General features: G+C 46.6%; 19 protein-coding genes. 14 read left to right on the top strand and 5 right to left on the bottom strand.

Going from position 1 to position 20,148, the window contains the following annotated elements; all coding sequences use genetic code 11:
• The first annotated feature begins 34 nt into the window (after positions 1-34).
• From QUA47_RS06670 to tsaB, 4 genes are read left to right on the top strand one after another with little or no spacing between them, the layout of a single operon-like run.
• Positions 35-283, top strand: coding sequence for a Ycf34 family protein (locus tag QUA47_RS06670; protein ID WP_006632635.1), 249 nt, complete (start codon positions 35-37; stop codon positions 281-283).
• On the top strand, positions 244-504 hold the full coding sequence (locus QUA47_RS06665; protein WP_333430152.1) for a hypothetical protein: 261 nt from the start codon (positions 244-246) through the stop codon (positions 502-504). Before QUA47_RS06670 ends, QUA47_RS06665 begins: the two co-directional genes overlap by 40 nt.
• A gap of 27 nt (positions 505-531) precedes the next feature.
• The gene (locus QUA47_RS06660) at positions 532-2,244 is read left to right on the top strand and encodes a serine/threonine-protein kinase (RefSeq protein ID WP_333430151.1); all 1,713 of its coding nucleotides are present in this window, start codon (positions 532-534) and stop codon (positions 2,242-2,244) included.
• A gap of 2 nt (positions 2,245-2,246) precedes the next feature.
• Positions 2,247-3,119, top strand: a complete 873-nt coding sequence (gene tsaB, locus QUA47_RS06655) for a tRNA (adenosine(37)-N6)-threonylcarbamoyltransferase complex dimerization subunit type 1 TsaB (protein WP_333430150.1) — start codon at positions 2,247-2,249, stop codon at positions 3,117-3,119.
• Between the two features lie 150 nt (positions 3,120-3,269).
• Here tsaB and QUA47_RS06650 read toward each other — a convergent pair whose 3' ends face one another.
• Complete coding sequence (locus QUA47_RS06650) at positions 3,270-3,533, bottom strand: hypothetical protein (protein ID WP_333098599.1); 264 nt, start codon at positions 3,531-3,533, stop codon at positions 3,270-3,272.
• A gap of 150 nt (positions 3,534-3,683) precedes the next feature.
• On the opposite strand from QUA47_RS06650, the gene QUA47_RS06645 reads away from it, so the two are divergent.
• The 3 genes from QUA47_RS06645 to QUA47_RS06635 are packed head-to-tail and all read left to right on the top strand — an operon-like array spanning position 3,684 to position 7,633.
• On the top strand, positions 3,684-7,019 hold the full coding sequence (locus tag QUA47_RS06645; protein WP_445302489.1) for a CHAT domain-containing protein: 3,336 nt from the start codon (positions 3,684-3,686) through the stop codon (positions 7,017-7,019).
• 33 nt (positions 7,020-7,052) lie between these two features.
• Positions 7,053-7,328 carry a type II toxin-antitoxin system ParD family antitoxin gene (locus QUA47_RS06640; protein WP_333430148.1) on the top strand — a complete coding sequence of 92 codons (276 nt, stop codon included), beginning with the start codon at positions 7,053-7,055 and terminating at the stop codon, positions 7,326-7,328.
• Between the two features lie 2 nt (positions 7,329-7,330).
• A complete protein-coding gene (locus tag QUA47_RS06635) occupies positions 7,331-7,633 on the top strand; it encodes a type II toxin-antitoxin system RelE/ParE family toxin (RefSeq protein WP_333430147.1) in 303 nt (100 codons plus the stop codon).
• Positions 7,634-7,884: 251 nt separating this feature from the next.
• Here QUA47_RS06635 and QUA47_RS06630 read toward each other — a convergent pair whose 3' ends face one another.
• The gene (locus QUA47_RS06630; RefSeq protein WP_333184681.1) at positions 7,885-8,706 is read right to left on the bottom strand and encodes an SDR family NAD(P)-dependent oxidoreductase; all 822 of its coding nucleotides are present in this window, start codon (positions 8,704-8,706) and stop codon (positions 7,885-7,887) included.
• 755 nt (positions 8,707-9,461) lie between these two features.
• The gene (locus QUA47_RS06625) at positions 9,462-10,895 is read right to left on the bottom strand and encodes a carotenoid oxygenase family protein (RefSeq protein WP_333430146.1); all 1,434 of its coding nucleotides are present in this window, start codon (positions 10,893-10,895) and stop codon (positions 9,462-9,464) included.
• Positions 10,896-10,968: 73 nt separating this feature from the next.
• On the opposite strand from QUA47_RS06625, the gene QUA47_RS06620 reads away from it, so the two are divergent.
• From QUA47_RS06620 to QUA47_RS06590, 7 genes are all read left to right on the top strand, one after another.
• Positions 10,969-12,006: an LD-carboxypeptidase gene (locus tag QUA47_RS06620; protein WP_333430145.1), complete on the top strand. Its 1,038-nt coding sequence runs from the start codon at positions 10,969-10,971 to the stop codon at positions 12,004-12,006.
• Positions 12,007-12,110: 104 nt separating this feature from the next.
• Positions 12,111-12,869 carry a class I SAM-dependent methyltransferase gene (locus tag QUA47_RS06615; RefSeq protein WP_333430144.1) on the top strand — a complete coding sequence of 253 codons (759 nt, stop codon included), beginning with the start codon at positions 12,111-12,113 and terminating at the stop codon, positions 12,867-12,869.
• A 221-nt stretch (positions 12,870-13,090) separates the two neighbouring features.
• Complete coding sequence (locus QUA47_RS06610) at positions 13,091-14,092, top strand: cytochrome c oxidase subunit II (protein ID WP_333288737.1); 1,002 nt, start codon at positions 13,091-13,093, stop codon at positions 14,090-14,092.
• A gap of 78 nt (positions 14,093-14,170) precedes the next feature.
• On the top strand, positions 14,171-15,976 hold the full coding sequence (gene ctaD / locus QUA47_RS06605) for a cytochrome c oxidase subunit I (protein ID WP_333288739.1): 1,806 nt from the start codon (positions 14,171-14,173) through the stop codon (positions 15,974-15,976).
• A 143-nt stretch (positions 15,977-16,119) separates the two neighbouring features.
• Positions 16,120-16,743: a heme-copper oxidase subunit III gene (locus QUA47_RS06600; RefSeq protein ID WP_333402593.1), complete on the top strand. Its 624-nt coding sequence runs from the start codon at positions 16,120-16,122 to the stop codon at positions 16,741-16,743.
• A gap of 75 nt (positions 16,744-16,818) precedes the next feature.
• Positions 16,819-17,187: an HNH endonuclease gene (locus QUA47_RS06595; protein ID WP_333402595.1), complete on the top strand. Its 369-nt coding sequence runs from the start codon at positions 16,819-16,821 to the stop codon at positions 17,185-17,187.
• A gap of 171 nt (positions 17,188-17,358) precedes the next feature.
• On the top strand, positions 17,359-18,591 hold the full coding sequence (locus QUA47_RS06590; RefSeq protein ID WP_333430143.1) for a hypothetical protein: 1,233 nt from the start codon (positions 17,359-17,361) through the stop codon (positions 18,589-18,591).
• A gap of 14 nt (positions 18,592-18,605) precedes the next feature.
• Here the strand turns inward: QUA47_RS06590 and QUA47_RS06585 are convergent, their stop codons facing one another.
• Together QUA47_RS06585 and QUA47_RS06580 are read right to left on the bottom strand one after the other, a co-directional pair.
• Positions 18,606-18,905 (bottom strand): (2Fe-2S) ferredoxin domain-containing protein, encoded by a 300-nt coding sequence (locus QUA47_RS06585; protein ID WP_333288744.1) that lies wholly within the window; start codon positions 18,903-18,905, stop codon positions 18,606-18,608.
• Between the two features lie 265 nt (positions 18,906-19,170).
• Positions 19,171-20,145, bottom strand: a complete 975-nt coding sequence (locus QUA47_RS06580) for a cysteine synthase A (RefSeq protein WP_333430142.1) — start codon at positions 20,143-20,145, stop codon at positions 19,171-19,173.
• Positions 20,146-20,148: the final 3 nt, after the last annotated feature.

Genomic DNA, 20,148 nt, shown 5'->3' with positions numbered 1-20,148 from the left:
CCAATCTTTTTGAAATGCACAGAGGATATCAAGAATGTGTATTTGTATTAACTGCCACTATGTAGACCGCTGCTTCACCTACCACGCCGTAGAAGAACAGCACGAACAGCTTCACCTCACCGAAACACCCGATTTCGACCCCGTAGAACCCACCATCAACGTCAACATCCGTCCCCGCCAAGACGAAATTGAAATGGAATGGGATGTAGTCGGCTGTCAGAGTTTCAAGCAAGAGACCGGCAAATGGGCAAAATTGCGGCCAGGCGAACTCGTCCCGACTTAAGGAAGAAGGAAGAGGGAAGAAGGAAGAAGGAAGAGGGAAGAGGGAAGAAGGAAGAAGGAAGAAGGAAAAAAATAAAACTCTCTCATTTTCTTGTTTCTTCTTTTTACCCAATTTTCAATTTTCCATTTCCAATTTTCAATTTTCAATCCCCGATTTTCAATTCCCGATGCCCGATGCCCGATGCCCAATTCCCCATTCCCCATTCCCAATTAAAAATCTAAAATCTAAAATCTAAAATCTAAAATCCAATGTGCTATTGCTTAAACCCAACTTGTCAGAATCCGCACAACCCAGGGGATGCAGAATTGTGCCAAAGTTGCGGCTCAAAATTGTTGTTGACTATTGACGCAGAAACGCCATCAGCATCTCGCTATCGAACCATAAAGCCGATCGGGCAAGGAGGCTTTGGCCGAACCTTTCTAGCAGTTGATGAAACCAAACCCCTGATTTTTTCGCAGTGCGTAATCAAGCAATTTTTCCCGCAAAATACGGCAGCCGAAAAAGCCGCTCAACTATTTCACCAAGAAGCAGCCCAGCTAGAAACCTTGGGCAAACATCCCCAGATTCCAGAATTAATCGCGCATTTTGAACAAGACGGGAGACAGTATTTAGTACAAGAATTTATAGACGGCAAAAACCTAGCCAGAGAATTAGAACAAAAAGGAGCATTCACCGAAACTCAAATTCGGCAAATCCTCAACGATTTATTGCCTGTGCTCCACTTCGTCCACAAATCCAAAGTCATTCACCGCGATATCAAACCAGAAAATATCATTCGCCGCCGCCTATCTCCAACTCCTTTACCCACTTTAGAAAGTTCCTATCAACCCTCTCCTTTCCAAAAAGATATTGTTTTAGTAGACTTTGGTGCAGCTAAGAAAGTAACAGCAAACGGCTTGCAGCCAACTGGTACAATCATCGGCAGTGCTGCTTATACAGCCCCAGAACAATTGATGGGTAAAGCAGTTTTTGCCAGCGATATCTACAGTTTGGGCGTTACCTGCATTCACTTGCTGACTGAAATTCCTCCCTTCGATTTGTTCGACAGTACAGAGGATTCTTGGGCTTGGCGAAATTATTTGAAGACGGCTGTTAGCGACGATTTCGGCCGCATCCTCGACACTATGCTTCAAAGTGCCACCAATCGGCGCTACAGTTCAGCATCAGCAGTCATCCGGCACTTGAACCCCAAACCAGTCTATTTAGACGCAGAGCCTGTGCTAGACGCGCCGGAAACGCCCGCAGAACGGGTGGTTACACCTGCGCCCGGTGTGTCGCTTTTCACTCGCCAAGAGCAAGCCGAAATTCAGCAAGCTTTGCAAGAGGATCTCGCCCCGTACAATGTTACAATCCAAGTCAGTCAAGCCAAGCAACAGCTCAATATCGTCATCAACAGAACCGAAGACAACCCCGTTTACTATCCGCACTTATCTCAAATAATTGCCACCAGACTCACCGATTTGCAGTTAAATAAAGTCGCAGCCGTGAAGCTGTTGGGAAGAGTCAACAATTCTCGCCGCCCGGAGTGGAAGCAAATATTGCAAATCGATCCCAAGATTAAATTGAGAAACAAACTCGTGCGGCTGCAACACAATCAATTAGTCAAGAAAATCGCCCCTGTTACTACCCAAGAATTTTGGCTGCCGAAGTTGAAAACTCAGGATTTTTGGATAGATGCGCTAATGTTTGCCTTAGTTTGGTTTATCTTTGGCTCTCAAATAGTCATTTTTAATTCTTGGTTTGCGCTAATAGTTACGTCTGGTTTTATGACGGTCAAGCATCAAGTTTCCCAACACAAAGAGTTTGCCAATAAAAATTTATTTGCAAGTTTAGTAGTGCTGTTTTTGATGAGTGGCGGCCTGGGTAATTCCAGGATTTTAAATACGGGAATATTTGGCATTCTTTTGGGTTGCTTAGTTGTGGCTTTACCGCTGTTTTTTGTTAAGGAAAATTATCAGTAATCGTGAATAGCAATCCCCAAGACGTAACATCTGTTAAAAAATACGGCTTAGCCCTGCACACAGCTAGTCGCGAACTCGGTTTAGCCATCAGCAATTTTGCCGGGGATTCTCGCTGCCAAACTTGGAATTTGGATCGCGATTTAGCAACTCATTTGCATCAGTATTTAGTCGAGTTTATTCAGCCGCAAACTTGGGCGGATTTGGCTTTTCTTGCGGTGGCGAAGGGGCCCGGAGGTTTCACGGGGACTCGGATGGGTATGGTGACGGCGCGGACTTTGGCTCAACAGTTGGATATTCCGGTTTTTGCGATTTCAACTTTGGCGGCTGTCGCTTGGGCGGAACCCCCCCTTGCTAAGGGGCTTTTGGAATTAGAACCCCCCCAACCCCCCCTTAGTAAGGGGGGGCTTTTGAGTGCAGAACATTCCCTTGGTAAGGGGGGGCTTTTGGATACGGAACCCCCCCAACCCCCCCTTGCTAAGGGGGGGCTTTTGAGTGCAGAACCTTCCCTTGGTAAGGGGGGGCTTTTGGATACGGAACCCCCCCAACTCCCCTTTGCTAAGGGGGGGCTTTTGAGAGAGGATATGGCGCTGCAAATGCCTGCACAGCGGGGACAATTGTTTGGGGCGGTTTATTCAGTTAACAAAGATTCTGGTTTAACTGAGTTGTTTCCTGATACGGTGATGACTCCTGAATCTTGGCAGGAAAAGTTGGATAATTGGGGGAATTCTTATCAGTTAATTGAAGTTGGTAGCGAGTTGGGTTGGTCGGTTTCTAGTGTATTGGAATTGGCTTATTTGGAGTGGGAAATGGGAAGTCGTCCTGATTGGTCGGATGCTTTGCCTTTTTACGGGCAACATCCGGTTAAGGGACACTGAATATTGGGAATAGGGCATTGGGAATAGGGCATTGGGCATTATTTCGTTTCAGTTAAATCAACTTGTAGAGTGCGTTTTTTTTCCGACCATGCCCGATGCCCGATGCCGGTAAATGATTTATAAGCAATTAAGCAGACTTGATATCGTTGTTTATTTAAGGGCGATACAAACTTCGAGGCAAAAAGTTAAGGTTAGGGGGTCTGGGCTTTCGGTTCGCAATCGATCGATCTCAGCTCGATCGCAGCCGCGAGATTCCATAAAATCGAGCATCCAGTTCGTTATTGTAGCGAGATCGATGTATTTTGCTCCGAGACAAACAGGGCAAATTTCTGGGCTGAGGGTACCGGTGCCGCCGCATTCGGGGCAATCCCAGTGGCTGGTTACGGGATCGGGGGTAGTTAGGATGTTGTTCATGCTGGGAAAAAGTACGCGCGGCGTAGCGATCCTGCAGGGAATCGCACTACTCGTTAACTCTAGCAAAAATGCCGATCGCCCTTACTTCTTCCTGTGTTTACACTAGGCGGGCTAGTGACTAAAATTGACAAAAATACAAAAGGGGTGGCTATGTTCGATCGCACTCAATGGTTTTTGGCTGGTATGTCAATTGCGCTTTCGGTTCAATTAAGCCAGCCAGTGGTAGCGACCGTGCCAGTTGGCAAAACCGTACAAACAGCACAAACCAACAGTAGCAACGCTGCCCAAAAAGTATATGAAGAAGCACAGAAACTCGCCAAACAAGGATTCTCCGAACTCTCCGACCAAGAAATCGGCGACATCGCTGAAGGAAGAATGTCCCCAGAAGGAATACCGGAAGCTTTAAAAGGTGCGATCATCAAATATGAAGAAGCATTAAAACTGTATCGAGCAGTAGGCGATCGCGAGAAAGAAGCTGTTATCCTCTCCACACTCGCCAATATCTGCTCACTAACGGGAAAACGCCAGGAAGAGTTAGAGTATTACAACCAGTCACTGACCCTGTATCGAGAAGTAGGTAATCGCAGCGAGGAAGCTGGCATCCTCGACGCCTTGGGTACTTTTTACTCACTAGCAGCAGAATACCAGAAAGCGCTAGAGTATTACAGCCAGTCCCTTCCCCTGTATCGGGCAGTAGGCGAGCGCAGCGGGGAAGCTACCGCCCTCAGCAAAATCGGCGAAGCTTACTCAGAATTGGGAGAAACACAGAAAGCGTTAGAGTATTACAACCAGTCACTGCCCCTGATTCGGGTACTAGGTGATCGCAACAGGGAAGCTCACATTCTTAAAAACATCGGTCTAGCCTACTATGATTTGGGAGAAAGACAGAAAGGGCTAGAGTATTATAGCCAGTCCCTTCCCCTGTTTCGGGAAATAGGTGAGGGTGGCTGGGAAACTACTATTCTCGAAGACCTCAGCCGAGGCTACGATGATTTGGGAGAAAAACAGAAAGCGTTAGAGTATTACAACCAATTGCTGACCCTGTATCGGGCAAAAGGTGATCGCACTAGGGAAGCTATGATCCTCAACAGCATCGGCCTAGTCTACTCAGAATTGGGAGAAAAACAGAAGGCATTAGAGTATTACAGCCAGTCCCTTCCCCTGAGTCGCGCAATAGGCAATCGCATCGAGGAAGCCCTCGCTCTCAGTCACATCGGTCTAGTCTACTCAGAATTGGGAGAAAAACAGAAGGCGTTAGAGTATTACAAACAGTCGGCGTCAGTGTTTCCGACAGTAGACAATCCCAATAGGGGAACCCTCAATGAGGCAGCCCTCATCATCAACAACATCGCTGGTGTCTACTCAGACTTGGGAGAAAAACAGAAGGCGTTAGAGTATTACAGCCAGTCGCTGTCAGTGTTTCGGGCAATAAGCAACCGCACCGCGGAATCCTCTAGAATCTATCAGATTTATACTGTCTATCAATCGCTCCCCACGAGACGGGTAGTAAATGATCGCTACGAGGAAGCCTTCACCCTCAGCAACATCGGCGGTGTCTACTTAGACTTGGGAGAAAACCAGAAGGCGCTAGAGTATTACAACCAGTCGCTGTCACTATTTCAAGCAGGAGGCAATCGCAGTGGAGAAGCTATAACCCTCACCAACATCGGTAGAGTCTACGATAAATTGGGAGAAAAACAGAAAGCGTTAGAGTATTACAGCCAGTCTCTTCCCCTGAGTCGAATAGTGGGCAATCGCTCACAGGAAGCTCGCACCCTTTACAGTATGGCTTATGTCAAAGGCGCTCAAGGCAATCTCACTGAAGCCCTCAACGACATTGAATCCTCTATCAAAATCATTGAAAACCTCCGCACCAAAATAGCCAGCCCAGAACTCCGCAGCTCCTACTTTGCCACGGTTCAGGACTACTACGAATTCTACATCGCTTTGTTAATGCAGCTGCATAAAATTAATCCTAAGTCCGGGTACGATCGCAAAGCCTTAGAAGCCAGCGAACGTTCGAGGGCCCGCAGTCTTCTCGAACTCCTCTTTGAAAGTAACGCCAACATTCGCGAAGGTATTTCTCCCGATTTACTGCAACAAGAAAAGAGCTTGCAACAGCAACTCGATGTCATCGAAAAGCAGCGCCTCGAAGCAGTCAGCACCCCCAATCCCAACGCAGGTAAAATCGCTGAAATTGATCAACAGCGCCTCGCACTTTTAGAGCTATATCAGCAACTCCAAACAAAGATTCGTACTGCCAGCCCCCGCTACGGAGCCCTCACCCAACCCCAACCTTTAACGCTGCCAGAAATTCAGAAACAGATTCTCGATGAAAACACTATTTTATTGCAGTATGCCCTCGGCAAAGACCGAAGTTATTTGTGGGTGGTGACATCCACCGGATTAACCAGCTATGAATTACCAAAACAGGCTGATATTGAAACAGCAGCCCGTAATTTCCGAGACGCAGTAACTAGCCCAATATCGAGAGATATTCCCCAGCAAGTTGCCGAAGCCAGTGCCAATCTGGGCAAATTAATTTTACAACCGACAGCAGGTCAATTAGGAAACAAACGCTTATTAATTGTTCCCGACGGCGTGCTGCACTATACCCCTTTTCCGGCGTTAACTATTTCCCAAACCCCTGGACAAAATACCAATGTTCCCTTAATTGCCGAACATGAAATTATTACCCTGCCTTCTGCCTCAAGTCTCGCCATTCTCCGACAAAATTACGGAGATAGAAAACCGCCCAGCCAAACTTTAGCAATTTTAGCAGATCCTGTTTTCACTCCAGATGATGAAAGAATTAAAGGAAAAATCACCCAAGCAACAATAGAAAAATTAGAAGCAAACAACCTCGGTTTAAATCGCTCGCTTCGTGCTTCTAATCGGCAATGGCCGCCCGAACGCCTCGCATTTACCCGCCAAGAAGCCCAAACAATATTAACTTTATTCCCCTCAGCTTCTAGCCGTCAAATATTTGATTTTGATGCCAGCCGCACTACTGCTACCGATGGCAACTTAGCCAATTATCAAATCATTCACTTTGCCACCCACGGCCTTGCTAACAGCAAAAACCCCGAACTGTCAGGAATTCTGATGTCGATGGTAGATGACAAAGGCAATCTTGTCAATGGTTTTTTGCGCCTCACGGATATTTTTAACTTGAAACTAGCGGCAAATTTAGTAGTTTTAAGTGCTTGTCAATCGGGAATGGGACAGAATGTTAAAGGCGAAGGAATGGTGGGATTAACAAGGGGATTTATGTATGCGGGGGCGCAGCGGGTGGCGGTGAGTTTGTGGAGTGTGGATGATGAAGGAACTGCTGTGTTAATGCAAAAGTTTTATCAACAAATGTTGCAACAAAAGCTAGCGCCAGCGGCAGCTTTGAGGGCGGCGCAGATTGAAATGATGCAGGAAGAAAAATGGAAATCTCCCTATTATTGGGCTGCTTTTACCTTGCAAGGCGAGTGGAAATGATATAATAGTTCAAGGTTCTCAGAGGTAAACCCCATGAAAATTACTCTCAAGCCTGAGCAGCAAAAATTCATAGAAGCACAAGTTACAAGTGGCAGATATCCTTCGGCGGAGGAGGTAATCGCAGCGGCATTAGAACTCCTAGCCGACACCAGTGAGCCCAAAGAGAGCAACAGCTATCAAAAATGGGTAGAAGAAACGCGACCAAAAGTATCAACAGGAATAGCTCAACTCGATCGCGGTGAAGGGATTGATGGAGAAATAGTTATAGCAAGATTGCAGGAAAAATTTCGGAAAATGCGGGAGAACTAAAGATGAGTCGCTACATTGTTTCTCCAGAAGCGAGTCGCGATTTAGATGAAATTTCGGATTACTTTGCAGCTAGAAATATTGAATCCGGAGAACAGTTTGTCGAGGAGTTCAATCGCAAGTGTCGCAATTTAATTAACTTTCCTAATATGGGCCGTAGTTACGAGGAACTAGCTGCTTCTGTGCGGGGACTTCCTCTCATGGGTTACATTATTCTTTATCGGGCGATAGACAGTGGAATTGAAATTATCAGGGTGGTGAGGGGAGAACGGGATTTACCGTCGCTATTTTCTGAGGAGGATGACTGATATCAAATCCGGTAGCATCCATGATATTACCCACAGCCAGGACACGGCAGTGCCGTGTCCCTACAATTAATGGGGGTAGGGACACGGCACTGCCGTGTCCTCTATATCATTCCGATGCAACCGGAAACGATATGACTAACAGTTAGAGTGTTTGCCAAATGTAAGGTGCGCTTAGGAACGGGCAAGATGCCCGTTCCACAAAAGAATGAGTTTTCTTGTGGGGTGGGCATCTTGCCCGCCCAGAAAAGGGTTTATCGCCCGCTAGCTAAAGCCTCCCGCAATTTGCGGCCCCGCGATTTATCCCGAAGTTCGGGAGTCGCCATCCGCAACACAAAATCCAGCAACCAAGGCGCAATTCGGTGACACCAAACTGCTAGATGACTTTGCCATCCTACCAAGATTTCCGGCGCATCTTTCTGCAATCCCGCGACAAGCGCTAGGGCAACTTTTTCGGGAGTTGTGGGCACTACCCACCGGAATTGTTCCAAGTCTCGCACCATGTCGGTATCTGTTAGAGATGGCAGCAAAGCTGTGACTCGAACATTGTACTGAGTTAACTCGCTGCGTAAAGCTTGGGTGAATCCCAAAATCGCAAATTTGGTAGCAGAATAAGTGGCCATTGTGGGCGCGGCAATTTTTCCCATTAAGCTGGAAACATTGACGATTGTTCCTTCTTTTTGAGTCGCCATTCGCCTCGCTACTAAGCGGGTAATTGTGTAAGTTCCGAGCAAATTTAAGGCGATTTCTTCCTCGATTAACGGCAGCGGAGAACGCAAGAATGATGCTTGGTGGGCGACGCCTGCACAGTTGACTAGCAGGTGAATCGGGCCGCAATCTCGCCAAGCTTGGGCGATCGCAATATTCACCGCTACTGACTGAGTTAAATCCAAAGCTAACGGCACTACTTCTGTGCCAAAAAGATCGATTTCCTCTGCCAGTTCAATTAATTGCCTGCGGTTGCGCGCCACAATCAACAAACGTTTGACTCCTTGTCTCGCTAATTCCAGGGCGATCGATCGCCCAATTCCGCGCGAAGCTCCTGTAACAAGAGCTGTTTTTCCTTGAAGTTGCATAATAGATTAAACCTTTTGGTAGATGCTCACTGCGGCACGGAGTTATGAGTTGTGAGTTGTGAATTATTAGTTATGAGTTGAATGTTTTGGCGGTAACAACTCATAATTCATAATTGTTGAAAAGGCTATCTTGTTTCGATAGACCTGATTTACTTGTGGGGTTAACTCAAAACTAAAAACTTTTGAATCGCTAACGTGCGCGTGAGTTGAACTAAACTTGTGGTTTGCCAGAAATCAGTCAAATATCTGGTCTTTTAACCTCATTCAAGCAGACAAAGCTGAGATGAGAAAACAGAGTCGGAAATCATTGCCAAGCGGGCTTTGTTACCGCTTTTTCTTGTGTTCGCGGAGGCGGACTTTGCCTGTGTAGCCGCGAATTTATTCGCCGGGCACATTCACCGCGAATTGGTCATTGAGCGGGGTTGGAGAACCCCTCTTTCTTCACTCCGTGGAGGCGGATTTTGCCTGTGCAGCCGCGAATAAATTGGCCGGGAATATTCGCCGGGATTGGTTATTCGCCAGGGCTTCATTACCCCTCTTTTTTTAGTCCGCAGAGGCAGACTATATCCTGTGCAGCGGCGACTTAAAATCGCCGGGAATTCGTGCGAATTGGCACAGGATAATTGAGCAATGCAGATTATCAATTCCACACCTCCTAGATATGAGAATTTCCTATCTACACACACCTTAACAACTAGAAGTTAAAGCGGCAACAATTTTTAATAAATCTTCCGCAACACTTCTTTACAATTTTCTCATACTGCCGATTTCCAAGTGCCGTGAAAGCCCAAAGGTATGACACCGGGCAATTCTAGCTTGCAAACAGGTTCGCGGGAAAGTCCGTCGCTGTCAAATATCCAGACTTCGCTGCTGTCAGAATTGCCGTCATAAATAACTGTTACTATCCAACCTTTCTCCGACGAAATATCTGGAACGTAGATGGGCTCTGTGGGATAGCGATTTTCGCCCAAGTCCGCAATTGTGAGATTGCGGCTTTGCGTGTCCAAACGGGCGATCGCGCCATAACGTTCCGGTACAATATCAACGTCAGGCCGATACATTGCCAGATAAATATATCGCGAGTCTTGCCCTATTTCTGAAGCAGGTACCGTCGGAAATTCGCAAGGTTGATCCAGCAATTCTTCGGCTGCTGTCACTTTGCCAGTTTGAGGATTGAGATGCACCCGCCACAGGGAACCCTCCGCATCGGTGCGAGTTTCACCCGCCGCTACTTCTTTCAGCCGCTGATTAGTTTGAAAGTCAGCGAAGCGCACAAAATCAACCGCCACCGAACCATCTTCCTTGACAAAACCGTTAGCAAAATGCCACTGAAACCAAGAATCGGTTTCGCCGCGACTAACTAAAGAGAGAGTTTCCGAGTCAACAACTAATATCTGCGTTCCTAACTCTGGTTTCCATTCCAAAGAGTCGCTGTAACTGCTAATTCCAGCTAACACTGGCAAAAATTTTACTCGTACTGGCGGCACAAAAAATATTAGATACTTTCCAGCCAAAACAAAATCGTGGAGCATAGGAGCGCCATCTAAAGCAACAGTTGCTTGTTGCACAATTTTGCCTGTAGGAGCGCTTTTATATAGATTCAACTTTGTACTGGCACCATGTGTCATTCCAAAGTTAAAAATATTGCCAGTAATCGGGTCGCGCTTGCAGTGAGCGGAATAAGAAGATCCACGCTCTAAACTTCCTAAATCGTCCGTTCCGCGAGTTTCCAAGGTTTGCAAATCGAGGCTGTGAGGCCAGCCACCTTCCCACAAAGCTAAAAGGCGATCGGGCAAAGCTAAAACAGAAGTATTGGCAGCATTTTTCACAGATTTAGTCCACCGCAACCATGCAGGCCCCGGTGCTGTCATGCCGTAATTAGGGTAGAGAAATTTATCAGCTTTTTCCTCAGCTTGGTATCCCGCTGTTTCCACGTAGCGATAAACAGCCGCAGCACCCGCATCGGTAAAATGTACAGCCAAAATTGCACCATCGCCATCAAACCAGTGTCCCGCATCCATGCCACCGCGTTGCAAACGTGCGGGCCCGTTACGGTAGAGAGTGCCTCGCAATCCTGCGGGAATTTTACCGCTTTTAACGGATAACTGAGTCAGGGGAAATTCCGCAGCCGGACGAGCTAAAGCGTGAGCCCAGGATTTTTTAGCTGAGATTTTAGTGTCTATTTTCATTGGAAACTCGCAATTTTTAACTGATATGACAGAAGTTTTCCTATACAATTATAGCAAAAATTAACTAACAGCTATGACTCTCCGCCGCCGTGCTCTGCTGACAACTTTTGGGCTGACTGCTATTGGTACTCAGCTTTTGCCGTTAGCGAAGCCCTCGAATAGGATCGCGCAAACCAACGTATCTCCCAAAAGTGCGATCGTTAAGCCGCGCCGCCTGCAAGTTGGCGATACTATAGCTTTAATCAATCCTGCCGCTTTCAACTACAAAAAAGAAATCGAGGATTTTTTTAAAGTTATGGAAAAGCTGGGTTTAAAAGTTAAATTGGGAGAGCATTTTTACGACCGATACGGCTATTTAGCGGGCAAGGATGCCGATCGCGCGGCCGATGTCAACGCAGCCTTTGCCGATGACTCAGTGCGAGCTATTTTTACCGGGATGGGCGGCTGGGGCTGTGCTCGGATCTTGCCGCTCCTGGATTACAATATTATCGGCAACAACCCCAAAATTATTATGGGATTCAGCGATATTACTGCGCTGTTATTGGGGATTTATGCTAAAACTAATAGAGTTACTTTTCACGGCCCTTTAGGTGCGTCAACTTGGAGTCCCTTTACAGTGGATTACGTAAAAAAAGTTTTGTTTGACGGAGGTTCTGTGACGATGCAAAACTCCAAAAGCGTGCAAGTTCAAACAATCGGGCGCGGCACAGCTAGGGGAAAACTAATCGGCGGCAATTTATCAGTAATAGCAGCAATGGTGGGTTCTGCATATTTACCGCAGTGGGAAAACAGTATTTTGTTTGTCGAGGAAGTTGGCGAAGAAGTTTATCGCATCGATAGAATGCTGACGCAGCTCAAATTAGCGGGCATTCTCGATAAAATATCAGGTTTTATTTTCGGACAGTGTACCAAGTGCGAAGCTGAAAAACCCCAAGAGTCCCTAACCTTACCTCAAGTCTTGTCCGACCACATTCGCCCTTTGAAGATTCCCGCGTGGTACGGTTCAATGGTGGGACACATCCGGGAACAGTTCACTTTGCCGATCGGTCAAGAAGTCGAAATCGACGCTGACTCTGGTACAATTAAATTGTTAGAATCCGCTGTCAGCTAAATCTTAAACTCTTCGGGATATTACCGAGGCAGAGCCTCCGGATCTGCGTTCCCAGGCAGAGCCAGGGAACGAGAAATAAATTTAAACACAAAATCAGAAATATCGTGAAAAAAACCGCACAATTAATTAAACCCTTAACAGTAATAATTTTGACAATTCTTTGCCTGTTGCCGCTCAATGCCTGTGCAGCAGCAAGTAAAACCGCAAATGGCGACGCCATTTACCAGCAGCGAACAGTCCACAATCCCGACGGCATCGGCAAATTTTACATGGGTCGAGAAATTGCCCAAGTCATGGGATATCAAGGCGCTGGTTGGCTGGAAAGACCGTCTCGCGGCATGGAAGAAAAATCAGCTCGATTAGTCAACAATCTTGATTTAAAACCAACCGATATTGTAGCAGACATTGGAGCGGGAACGGGATATATTAGCTTTCGCATCGCTCCCTTAGTTCCACAAGGAAAGGTTTTAGCAGTTGACGTGCAGCCGGAAATGATTAATTTTATTAAAGTGAATAAACAAGAAAAAAATATCGCTAACGTTGAGCCAGTTTTGGCGAGTATCGACAATCCGAATTTGCCGGAAAATAGCGTAGATTTAGTTGTGATGGTCGATGCTTATCACGAATTTGCATATCCCAGAGAAATGATGCAAGGAATTGTGAAAGCACTCAAACCGGGAGGCCGCACCGTATCGATCGAGTATCGCGGCGAAAACCCGCTGATTCCCATTAAAGGTTTGCACAAAATGACGCAGAAGCAGGTGAAAAAAGAAATGGCCGCCGTCGGTTTAGTATGGAAAGAGACAAAAGATCTGTTACCCCAGCAGCATTTGATGGTGTTTGAGAAACCATCTCAAATTTAGCAGCCAAACAGAGCGATTATATACCATTTTTACTCCTTTTTGTCAAGATACAAAAGACGTATTTTTGAGGCGTGCGGGCGCTCGGTCACACATACTAAGCCTTAAGTAACCCTTAAGATAGACATTTTACTAAAAATACCATTTACAATTAAAAATTGATAACCCAGAGGCGCTTCCTTCATTTTTCAAGCGAAGAAGTGTCGCTATTAAGAAGTACCAGCGTGAACATTCCAAGTTCCATCCTCACCATGCTCGCCGGCATCGTAGTGACTCTGATCAGTCTCTGGTACGGGCAGAATCACGGTTTACTGCCGATCGCCGCCTCTAATGAAGCATCCGAGATAGACGCACTATTCAATACAATGATGACCATTTCCACTGGATTATTTATCATGGTCCAGGGAGTGCTAATCTTTGCTGCAATTAAATATCGCCGCCGTCCAGGAGACAACACAGATGGGCCGCCTTGGCATGACAACTTTCCCTTAGAAATTCTTTGGACAGCCGTGCCGGCGGTGATTATTTTAGGAATCGGAGTCTACAGTTTTGAGATTTACAACTCAATGGGAGGCCTCGATCCGATGGGCAATCACGACCACGGCACCATGCAAGCGCACTCTAAAATGCGGGGAAGTGCGATCGCAGCCACACTCTCAGATACACCCCAAAAAACTCCTCAAATTCCGTCTCAAAAACTCGTTGCTTTAGGCGTAGGTGCTTCCCCTGAAAATGAAGACAAACCAGCAGACTTAGTTGTAAATGTCATGGGTTTGCAGTACGCCTGGATTTTTAGCTATCCAGAAAGCGGCGTTAGTTCTGGCGAACTGCATATGCCAGCCAACCGCGACGTACAGCTAAATATTTCAGCTCAAGACGTGCTGCACGCATTTTGGCTGCCGGAATTTCGCCTCAAACAAGATGCAATTCCCGGGCGACCGAGCGAACTGAGATTTACAGCAACTAAAACCGGCGAATACCGGGTTGTTTGTGCTGAATTGTGCGGCGCTTATCACGGAGCGATGAAAGCTGTAGCAGTCGTTCACACGCCAGAAGAATTCGACACTTGGCTGCAAAGCCAGCAAGTTGCTAGCAGTCAAAACTTAGAGCAAGCAGTTGCAGTCAATCCTGGGGAATTGTCAGACGGTGAATTTTTGGCTCCCTACGTCAGGGAAATAAAAATTAATTCCGAAACCCTAGAACAACTTCACCCAACTCATCACTAAAAATAGTCATTAGTTCCTGGCACGGGGTATTTTATCTTGAGCTAATAACTAATGACTAATAACTAATGACTAATAACTATGACACAAGCACAGTTCCAAGAAAGTGCCAACACTGAGGCTCGCGGAACAGCGCCCGCTGATAGACATTGGCGCGACTACTTCACTTTTAATACCGACCACAAAGTCATCGGTATTCAATACCTGGTAACAACATTTATTTTCTATCTAATCGGCGGCGTGATGGCCACTTTGGTGCGAACAGAACTCGCCACCCCCGACTCCGATTTTGTCCCCCCCGAACTCTACAACAGTTTATTTACTGTTCACGCGACGGTGATGATCTTCCTGTGGATCGTACCCGCCGGAGCCGGATTTGCTAACTTTTTGATCCCCTTAATGATTGGGGCAAAAGACATGGCATTTCCCAGACTGAATGCCCTTGCCTTTTGGCTAATTCCCGTAGGCGGCGTGTTGCTGTTGAGCAGTTTTTTGGTGGGAGCTCCACAGGCGGGTTGGACTTCCTATCCGCCTTTAAGCTTAGTTACTGCTCAAGCGGGGGAAGAAATTTGGATTCTCAGCGTTTTGATTCTGGGAACTTCTTCGATTTTGGGGGCGGTTAATTTTGCCGTTACCATCTTTACCATGCGGGTTCCGAGCATGGGTCTCAATGATATGCCTTTGTTTTGCTGGGCGATGATTGCGACTTCAGCGCTCACTTTGATTGCTACTCCAGTGTTAGCCGCAGCTTTGATTTTGCTGTCGTTTGACTTGTTAGCAGGAACGGCATTTTTTAACCCGACCGGCAACGGCGATCCGATCGTCTACCAGCATTTATTCTGGTTTTATTCGCACCCGGCAGTTTACATTATGATTATGCCCTTTTTCGGGGTGATTTCAGAAGTTTTGCCGGTGCATTCGCGCAAGCCAATTTTTGGTTATTTGGCGATCGCATATTCCAGTCTCGCTATCAGCTTTTTGGGCTTGATCGTGTGGGCGCACCATATGTTTACCAGCGGCACTCCCGGCTGGCTGCGGATGTTTTTTATGATCACGACTATGATCATCGCCGTACCAACTGGGATTAAAATATTTAGCTGGTTGGCAACTATTTGGGGAGGCAAACTCCGGCTTGTCAGCGCGATGCTATTTGGGATGGGTTTTATCTCAACATTTGTGCTCGGCGGCATCACCGGGATCATGGTAGCTTCGGTACCTTTCGACATTCACGTTCACGACACTTATTTTGTCGTCGCTCACCTACACTACGTGCTGTTTGGCGGCTCAGTGTTTGGAATTTACGCTGCTTTTTACCACTGGTTCCCCAAAATGACGGGGCGGATGATTAATGAATTTTGGGGTAGAGTTCACTTTGTTTTAACCTATGTTGGCTTTACTGTAACTTTCTTGCCCATGCACGCTTTGGGGATGCAAGGAATGCCTCGGCGGGTGGCAATGTACGACCCGAAATTTACCACAATTAATGTCATTTGTACTGTCGGTGCTTATATGCTGGCAGTGTCTACAATCCCGTTTATCATTAATGTGATTTGGAGCTGGAGGTACGGCCCGAAAGCAGGTGACAATCCTTGGCAAGCTTTGAGTTTGGAATGGATGACGACTTCGCCACCCCCCATCGAAAATTTTGAAGGAGTGCCGGTATTGGCAACTGGGCCTTACGATTACGGCATGGAAAAAATTCAGAATACAGGGGAACGTCTCAGGCTCAAGCTGAGGGAAAATGCCACCCGCAACGCCCAGAAAACAGGTATTCCTCTTGCGGAGGCTCAAGCTTCAACTTTCTTGGGCCGTACTGCAACTTTGGTCGCTCCTGAATCAGAGGTAAATGTTGATTCTCCTGCTGATGAAAGTCAAGATGGCGAATAGTTATTAGTCATCAGTCATTAGTCATTGGGCATTGTTGACTGTTGACTGTTGACTGTTAACTAATGACTGATGACTAATGCCAACTGCCAACTGCCAACTGACAAGTGACAACTGACAACTGACTTCTTCATTACCAATTTCTTATGCAAATTCCAGCGATCGATCCGGCAAAAACAGCCCTGAATTACCACCACGAGGGCGAAGTAGAAGCACACGGTGTCGAGCATCCCGACCACCGAATGTTAGGGGTAATTGTGTTCCTGTGCGCTGAAGGCATGATATTTTTCGGTATGTTTGCCGCGTATTTGATTTATCGGGCGATGGCCCCGGCGTGGCCTCCTGAAGGTACGCCCGAGCGCGAGTTATTGCTGCCGGGAATCAATACGGTAATTCTGATTGCTAGCAGTTTTGTTATTCACAATGCGGATACTGCAATCAAAAAGAATGATGCCGCCGGAATGCGGAATTGGTTGCTCGTAACTATTGCTATGGGCGCAGTTTTCTTGTTCGGTCAGGTTTACGAATACGCTCATTTAGAGTTTGGCTTGACGACGAATTTGTATGCCAGTTGCTTTTACGTTTTGACTGCTTTTCACGGCTTGCACGTAACGTTGGGAGTGCTTTTGATGGTGGCGGTGGTGTGGCGATCGCGCGCGCAAGGTCACTATTCTAGCGAGCACCACTTCGGAATCGAAGCGACTGAGATTTACTGGCACTTTGTCGATGTGATTTGGATTGTTTTGTTTTTGCTGCTGTATATTTTGTGATCCCAGAGGCTTTTGGGCCTCTGCCACAAGAGATTTGTATGACCCCCAACTGGGGGTTTTTTTATTGTTTGGAGAGTGCGATCGACTTTCATTCACCCTCTCACAGCCGATCGCGCTAAACTAAAAGTAGCAATTCTCCTATCCAGCAGCATTGAGAAAATTATGCAGTGCGAATTGTGCGATCGACAAATGGAAGCATTAACCGCCCATCACCTCATCCCCAAACAAAACACCAAGCGGAAAAACGAAGATCCAAGCCCGACAATCGACATTTGCTCAGCCTGTCACCGCCAGATTCACTCTCTATTTGAGAACAAACACCTCGCCCAAGAGCTCAACACCGTGGAAAAGCTCAAAAATGACCCTGAACTCCAGAAATTTCTCTCTTGGATTAAGAAACAAAAAACCGACAAACGCATCCAAGTACGCGGCAAAAAAGCTTGATCGCAGGGTCAGAACTAAGATATATAGTCCTGGACGCAGTTACTGTCTGAGGCCCGGTTTATTCATAAATTTTTCGTTTCCCAACCCAAAATTTTGCAGAGAAACCCGGTTTGTTTGCGTAAATCCTAGTATAGTGATTTACTTATTAGTAACAAGCTGCCAACAATTATCATGAACCTCACCTCCCTCGAACTCGCAAAAGACCGAGCGCGCATCTACAAAAACTACCTCCAAATGGAAATAGATGCCAAAGCTAACATAAACAAACTAGCTTTTTTAGACCGGGGAATTGAAAAATCACCTTACCAAAAAGAAATTAAAAACTATCCCGAGTATCTCAAACAGAAACCCGACGGCTTAAAAGTAATTAGCTATATTCCCGGCCCCAATAATCCCCTCAAACTTACCCCCTTTCCCAGCCTGGGAGAAGTACCTCAAATTAACTCTCAAGCTTTAAATTTTCTCCACACAGACATCAAAGAAGCCTGCGTTTGCATTGGTAGTTTTGTAGACGGCAAAATTCAGGCGCAGTGGCTGGGAAAAAACGCACTTACCAATGCTGAGCAGTGGAGTGCCACTAAAATTATCGCACTCCTTAATATCGTCAGTCAACTAAATAGCAAATATCCCGACTGCGACATTGACAACTGCGTTGTTAGAGATGGTAACGGGCAAAAACACGATTATTATTTTTACGATGTAGCCAAAGACATGATTAACTATGCCTCCAATATCGGAAGTTCAAACTCCTTAGCTGCGATGTTCAAACGCTTCGATACTCGCATAGGACTAGAGCAATGGCTGAAGAGCGCTACTGGCAATAATGACCTAATTTTTCGCGGCGATTACGGCGAAAATCCTTATCTCACCAACCCAAAAATATTCGATCTCACCAAAAAACAAGTGCTTTTAAGTGCCGCAGTAAACAGCACCAAACAAAAAAATTCCGTATCTGCTTATGACTTGACCAGGCTGATTTCCATGTTAGGATGGCACTTCCACATCGAACAGCGATCGCGCATGAAAGCATCTCAGTGGAACAGCTTAGAAAGCATTGTCAGAGCAATGGGACACGACAGCGCTCGATATGTGGACGTAGCAATTAAAACTTTGGGGATGGATAGCCTTATCACTTCTCCAGTAGTTATCTCGAAATTGGGTTACGGACTGAGCGCGATCAGGGGAACCCTAGAAACAGTTTATGTGGCTTTAGTGCGGTTTGTTGACGAGCGGCCGAAGGCGGCGGGAAAGCCGGCAAAACTCAGAACTTTAGCCATGACTTTGCGGGCAGAAAAAGCTGTAGGCAGTTCCAGCAATGTCGATCGCTTGGCGATCGAACTCGACGCCAGATTTTGCGCCGAAGTCACGGAAATTCTCCGCCGATTGTTTGCCGAAGAATTTTAAACGCGGGCGATCGACTAATTAGAAAGTCGGTGAAACTTGCGGTAAAGCATCCTCTCCACCGGCTTTCCTCCCCGCAAATGTTGCTCAGTTATTGCCGCAACTTCTTCAGGGCAAACGGCATTGTACCAAACCTCTTCTGGCAGTACCAACACCATCGGCCCGTTGCCGCACTGTCCCAAACAACTGCTAGCAACAACTTCAACTTCTGAGGGCGACAATTTCTGAAAAGCTGCCAGTACCTTTGCTGAATTTTGCTTGCGACAAGTGCGGTTTTGGCAAACAAGAACTTGCCTAGAAGATTCTGTGATTTTCATGTTTTTTTACTTGACCTTCTACTACATATATGCTATTTTTTTATCATGGGAATAGGTGCGCGCATATATACTCGAATTCTAACGGGTTCCCAAGCAGAGCCGGAGAACAGATTTCCAGAGAAAGAGCCTTGGTTGCACAGGAAAATTCGAGGCAGATCCTGGTAACGACTAGAGTTGGATAAAATTATTGTGGGGTGGGCGTCCCGCCCGCCCGAAAAATACCTTTTAGATGCGGGACAGCTTAAGACTTCAGCGCAACCTACGGTTAATCTGGTGACAAACCTTTGGAAGCCAACCATTGTCGATCGAACAAACGCGACTGATACCGAGCCCCGCCGTCGCAGAGTACCGTAACAATCGTATGTCCAGGCCCCATTTGCTTCGCTAAAGCCACGGCCGCCGCCACATTAATCCCCACAGAACCGCCCATAAACAGCCCTTCTTTCCTCAGCAGTTGGTAAATCACCCGGACAGCTTCTGTATCGTCAATTTGAATGGCGTCGTCTACCGGGGCATTCTCCATATTTGCAGTGACGCGAGTGGTGCCAATTCCCTCAGTAATCGAACTGCCTTCGGTCTTAATTTCCCCAGTTTTGAAATAACTGTAAAGCCCGCTGCCCATCGGGTCTGCCAAGACAATTCTAACAGCAGGATTTTTTTCTTTCAAAAACATTCCTACGCCAGCAAAAGTGCCGCCAGTACCAGTAGCTGTTACCCAAGCATCAATTTTGCCGTTTGTTTGTTCCCAAATTTCCGGGCCAGTTGTCTCGTAATGAGCTCGGCGGTTGGCTAAATTGTCAAACTGATTTGCCCAGACTGCATTCTCCATTTCCGAAGCCAATCTTCCCGACAATTTGACATAATTATTCGGGTCTTTGTAAGGAACAGCGGGAACAGTCCGAACTTCAGCGCCCAAGGTTTTCAAAGCATCGATTTTTTCTTGAGATTGGTTATCGGGAATCACGATCAAACATTTGTAACCTTTAGCGTTGCAAATGTGGGCCAAACCGATGCCAGTATTGCCGGCAGTGCCTTCAACAACGGTGCCGCCCGGTTTGAGCAAGCCTTTTTCTTCTGCGTCTTTGATGATGTATAAAGCGGCCCTATCTTTAACGGAACCGCCGGGATTTAGAAACTCTGCTTTGCCGAGAATTTCGCAGCCTGTTTCATCGCTGAAGCTGTTTAAGCGAATTAGTGGTGTGTTGCCGATTGTGCCTACAAAGCCGTTTTTAATATCCATATT

The organism is Microcoleus sp. MON2_D5 (assembly GCF_036701905.1).
In the GTDB taxonomy this organism is placed as follows: Bacteria; Cyanobacteriota; Cyanobacteriia; order Cyanobacteriales; family Microcoleaceae; genus Microcoleus.
Note: the sequence above shows the minus strand (reverse complement) of the source record. Positions and strands in the feature narration are given on the sequence as shown.

Excerpts from the sequence above, each read along its gene's own strand:
- QUA47_RS06660 (WP_333430151.1), top strand. The coding sequence starts at position 532 with ATGTGCTATTGCTTAAACCCAACTTGTCAGAATCCGCACAACCCAGGG.
- QUA47_RS06640 (WP_333430148.1), top strand. The coding sequence starts at position 7,053 with ATGAAAATTACTCTCAAGCCTGAGCAGCAAAAATTCATAGAAGCACAA.
- QUA47_RS06620 (WP_333430145.1), top strand. The coding sequence starts at position 10,969 with ATGACTCTCCGCCGCCGTGCTCTGCTGACAACTTTTGGGCTGACTGCT.
- QUA47_RS06645 (WP_445302489.1), top strand. The coding sequence starts at position 3,684 with ATGTTCGATCGCACTCAATGGTTTTTGGCTGGTATGTCAATTGCGCTT.
- QUA47_RS06590 (WP_333430143.1), top strand. The coding sequence starts at position 17,359 with ATGAACCTCACCTCCCTCGAACTCGCAAAAGACCGAGCGCGCATCTAC.
- QUA47_RS06600 (WP_333402593.1), top strand. The coding sequence starts at position 16,120 with ATGCAAATTCCAGCGATCGATCCGGCAAAAACAGCCCTGAATTACCAC.
- QUA47_RS06635 (WP_333430147.1), top strand. The coding sequence starts at position 7,331 with ATGAGTCGCTACATTGTTTCTCCAGAAGCGAGTCGCGATTTAGATGAA.
- QUA47_RS06670 (WP_006632635.1), top strand. The coding sequence starts at position 35 with ATGTGTATTTGTATTAACTGCCACTATGTAGACCGCTGCTTCACCTAC.
- QUA47_RS06585 (WP_333288744.1), bottom strand. The coding sequence starts at position 18,905 with ATGAAAATCACAGAATCTTCTAGGCAAGTTCTTGTTTGCCAAAACCGC.
- QUA47_RS06580 (WP_333430142.1), bottom strand. The coding sequence starts at position 20,145 with ATGGATATTAAAAACGGCTTTGTAGGCACAATCGGCAACACACCACTA.
- QUA47_RS06650 (WP_333098599.1), bottom strand. The coding sequence starts at position 3,533 with ATGAACAACATCCTAACTACCCCCGATCCCGTAACCAGCCACTGGGAT.
- QUA47_RS06630 (WP_333184681.1), bottom strand. The coding sequence starts at position 8,706 with ATGCAACTTCAAGGAAAAACAGCTCTTGTTACAGGAGCTTCGCGCGGA.
- QUA47_RS06665 (WP_333430152.1), top strand. The coding sequence starts at position 244 with ATGGGCAAAATTGCGGCCAGGCGAACTCGTCCCGACTTAAGGAAGAAG.
- ctaD (WP_333288739.1), top strand. The coding sequence starts at position 14,171 with ATGACACAAGCACAGTTCCAAGAAAGTGCCAACACTGAGGCTCGCGGA.
- QUA47_RS06625 (WP_333430146.1), bottom strand. The coding sequence starts at position 10,895 with ATGAAAATAGACACTAAAATCTCAGCTAAAAAATCCTGGGCTCACGCT.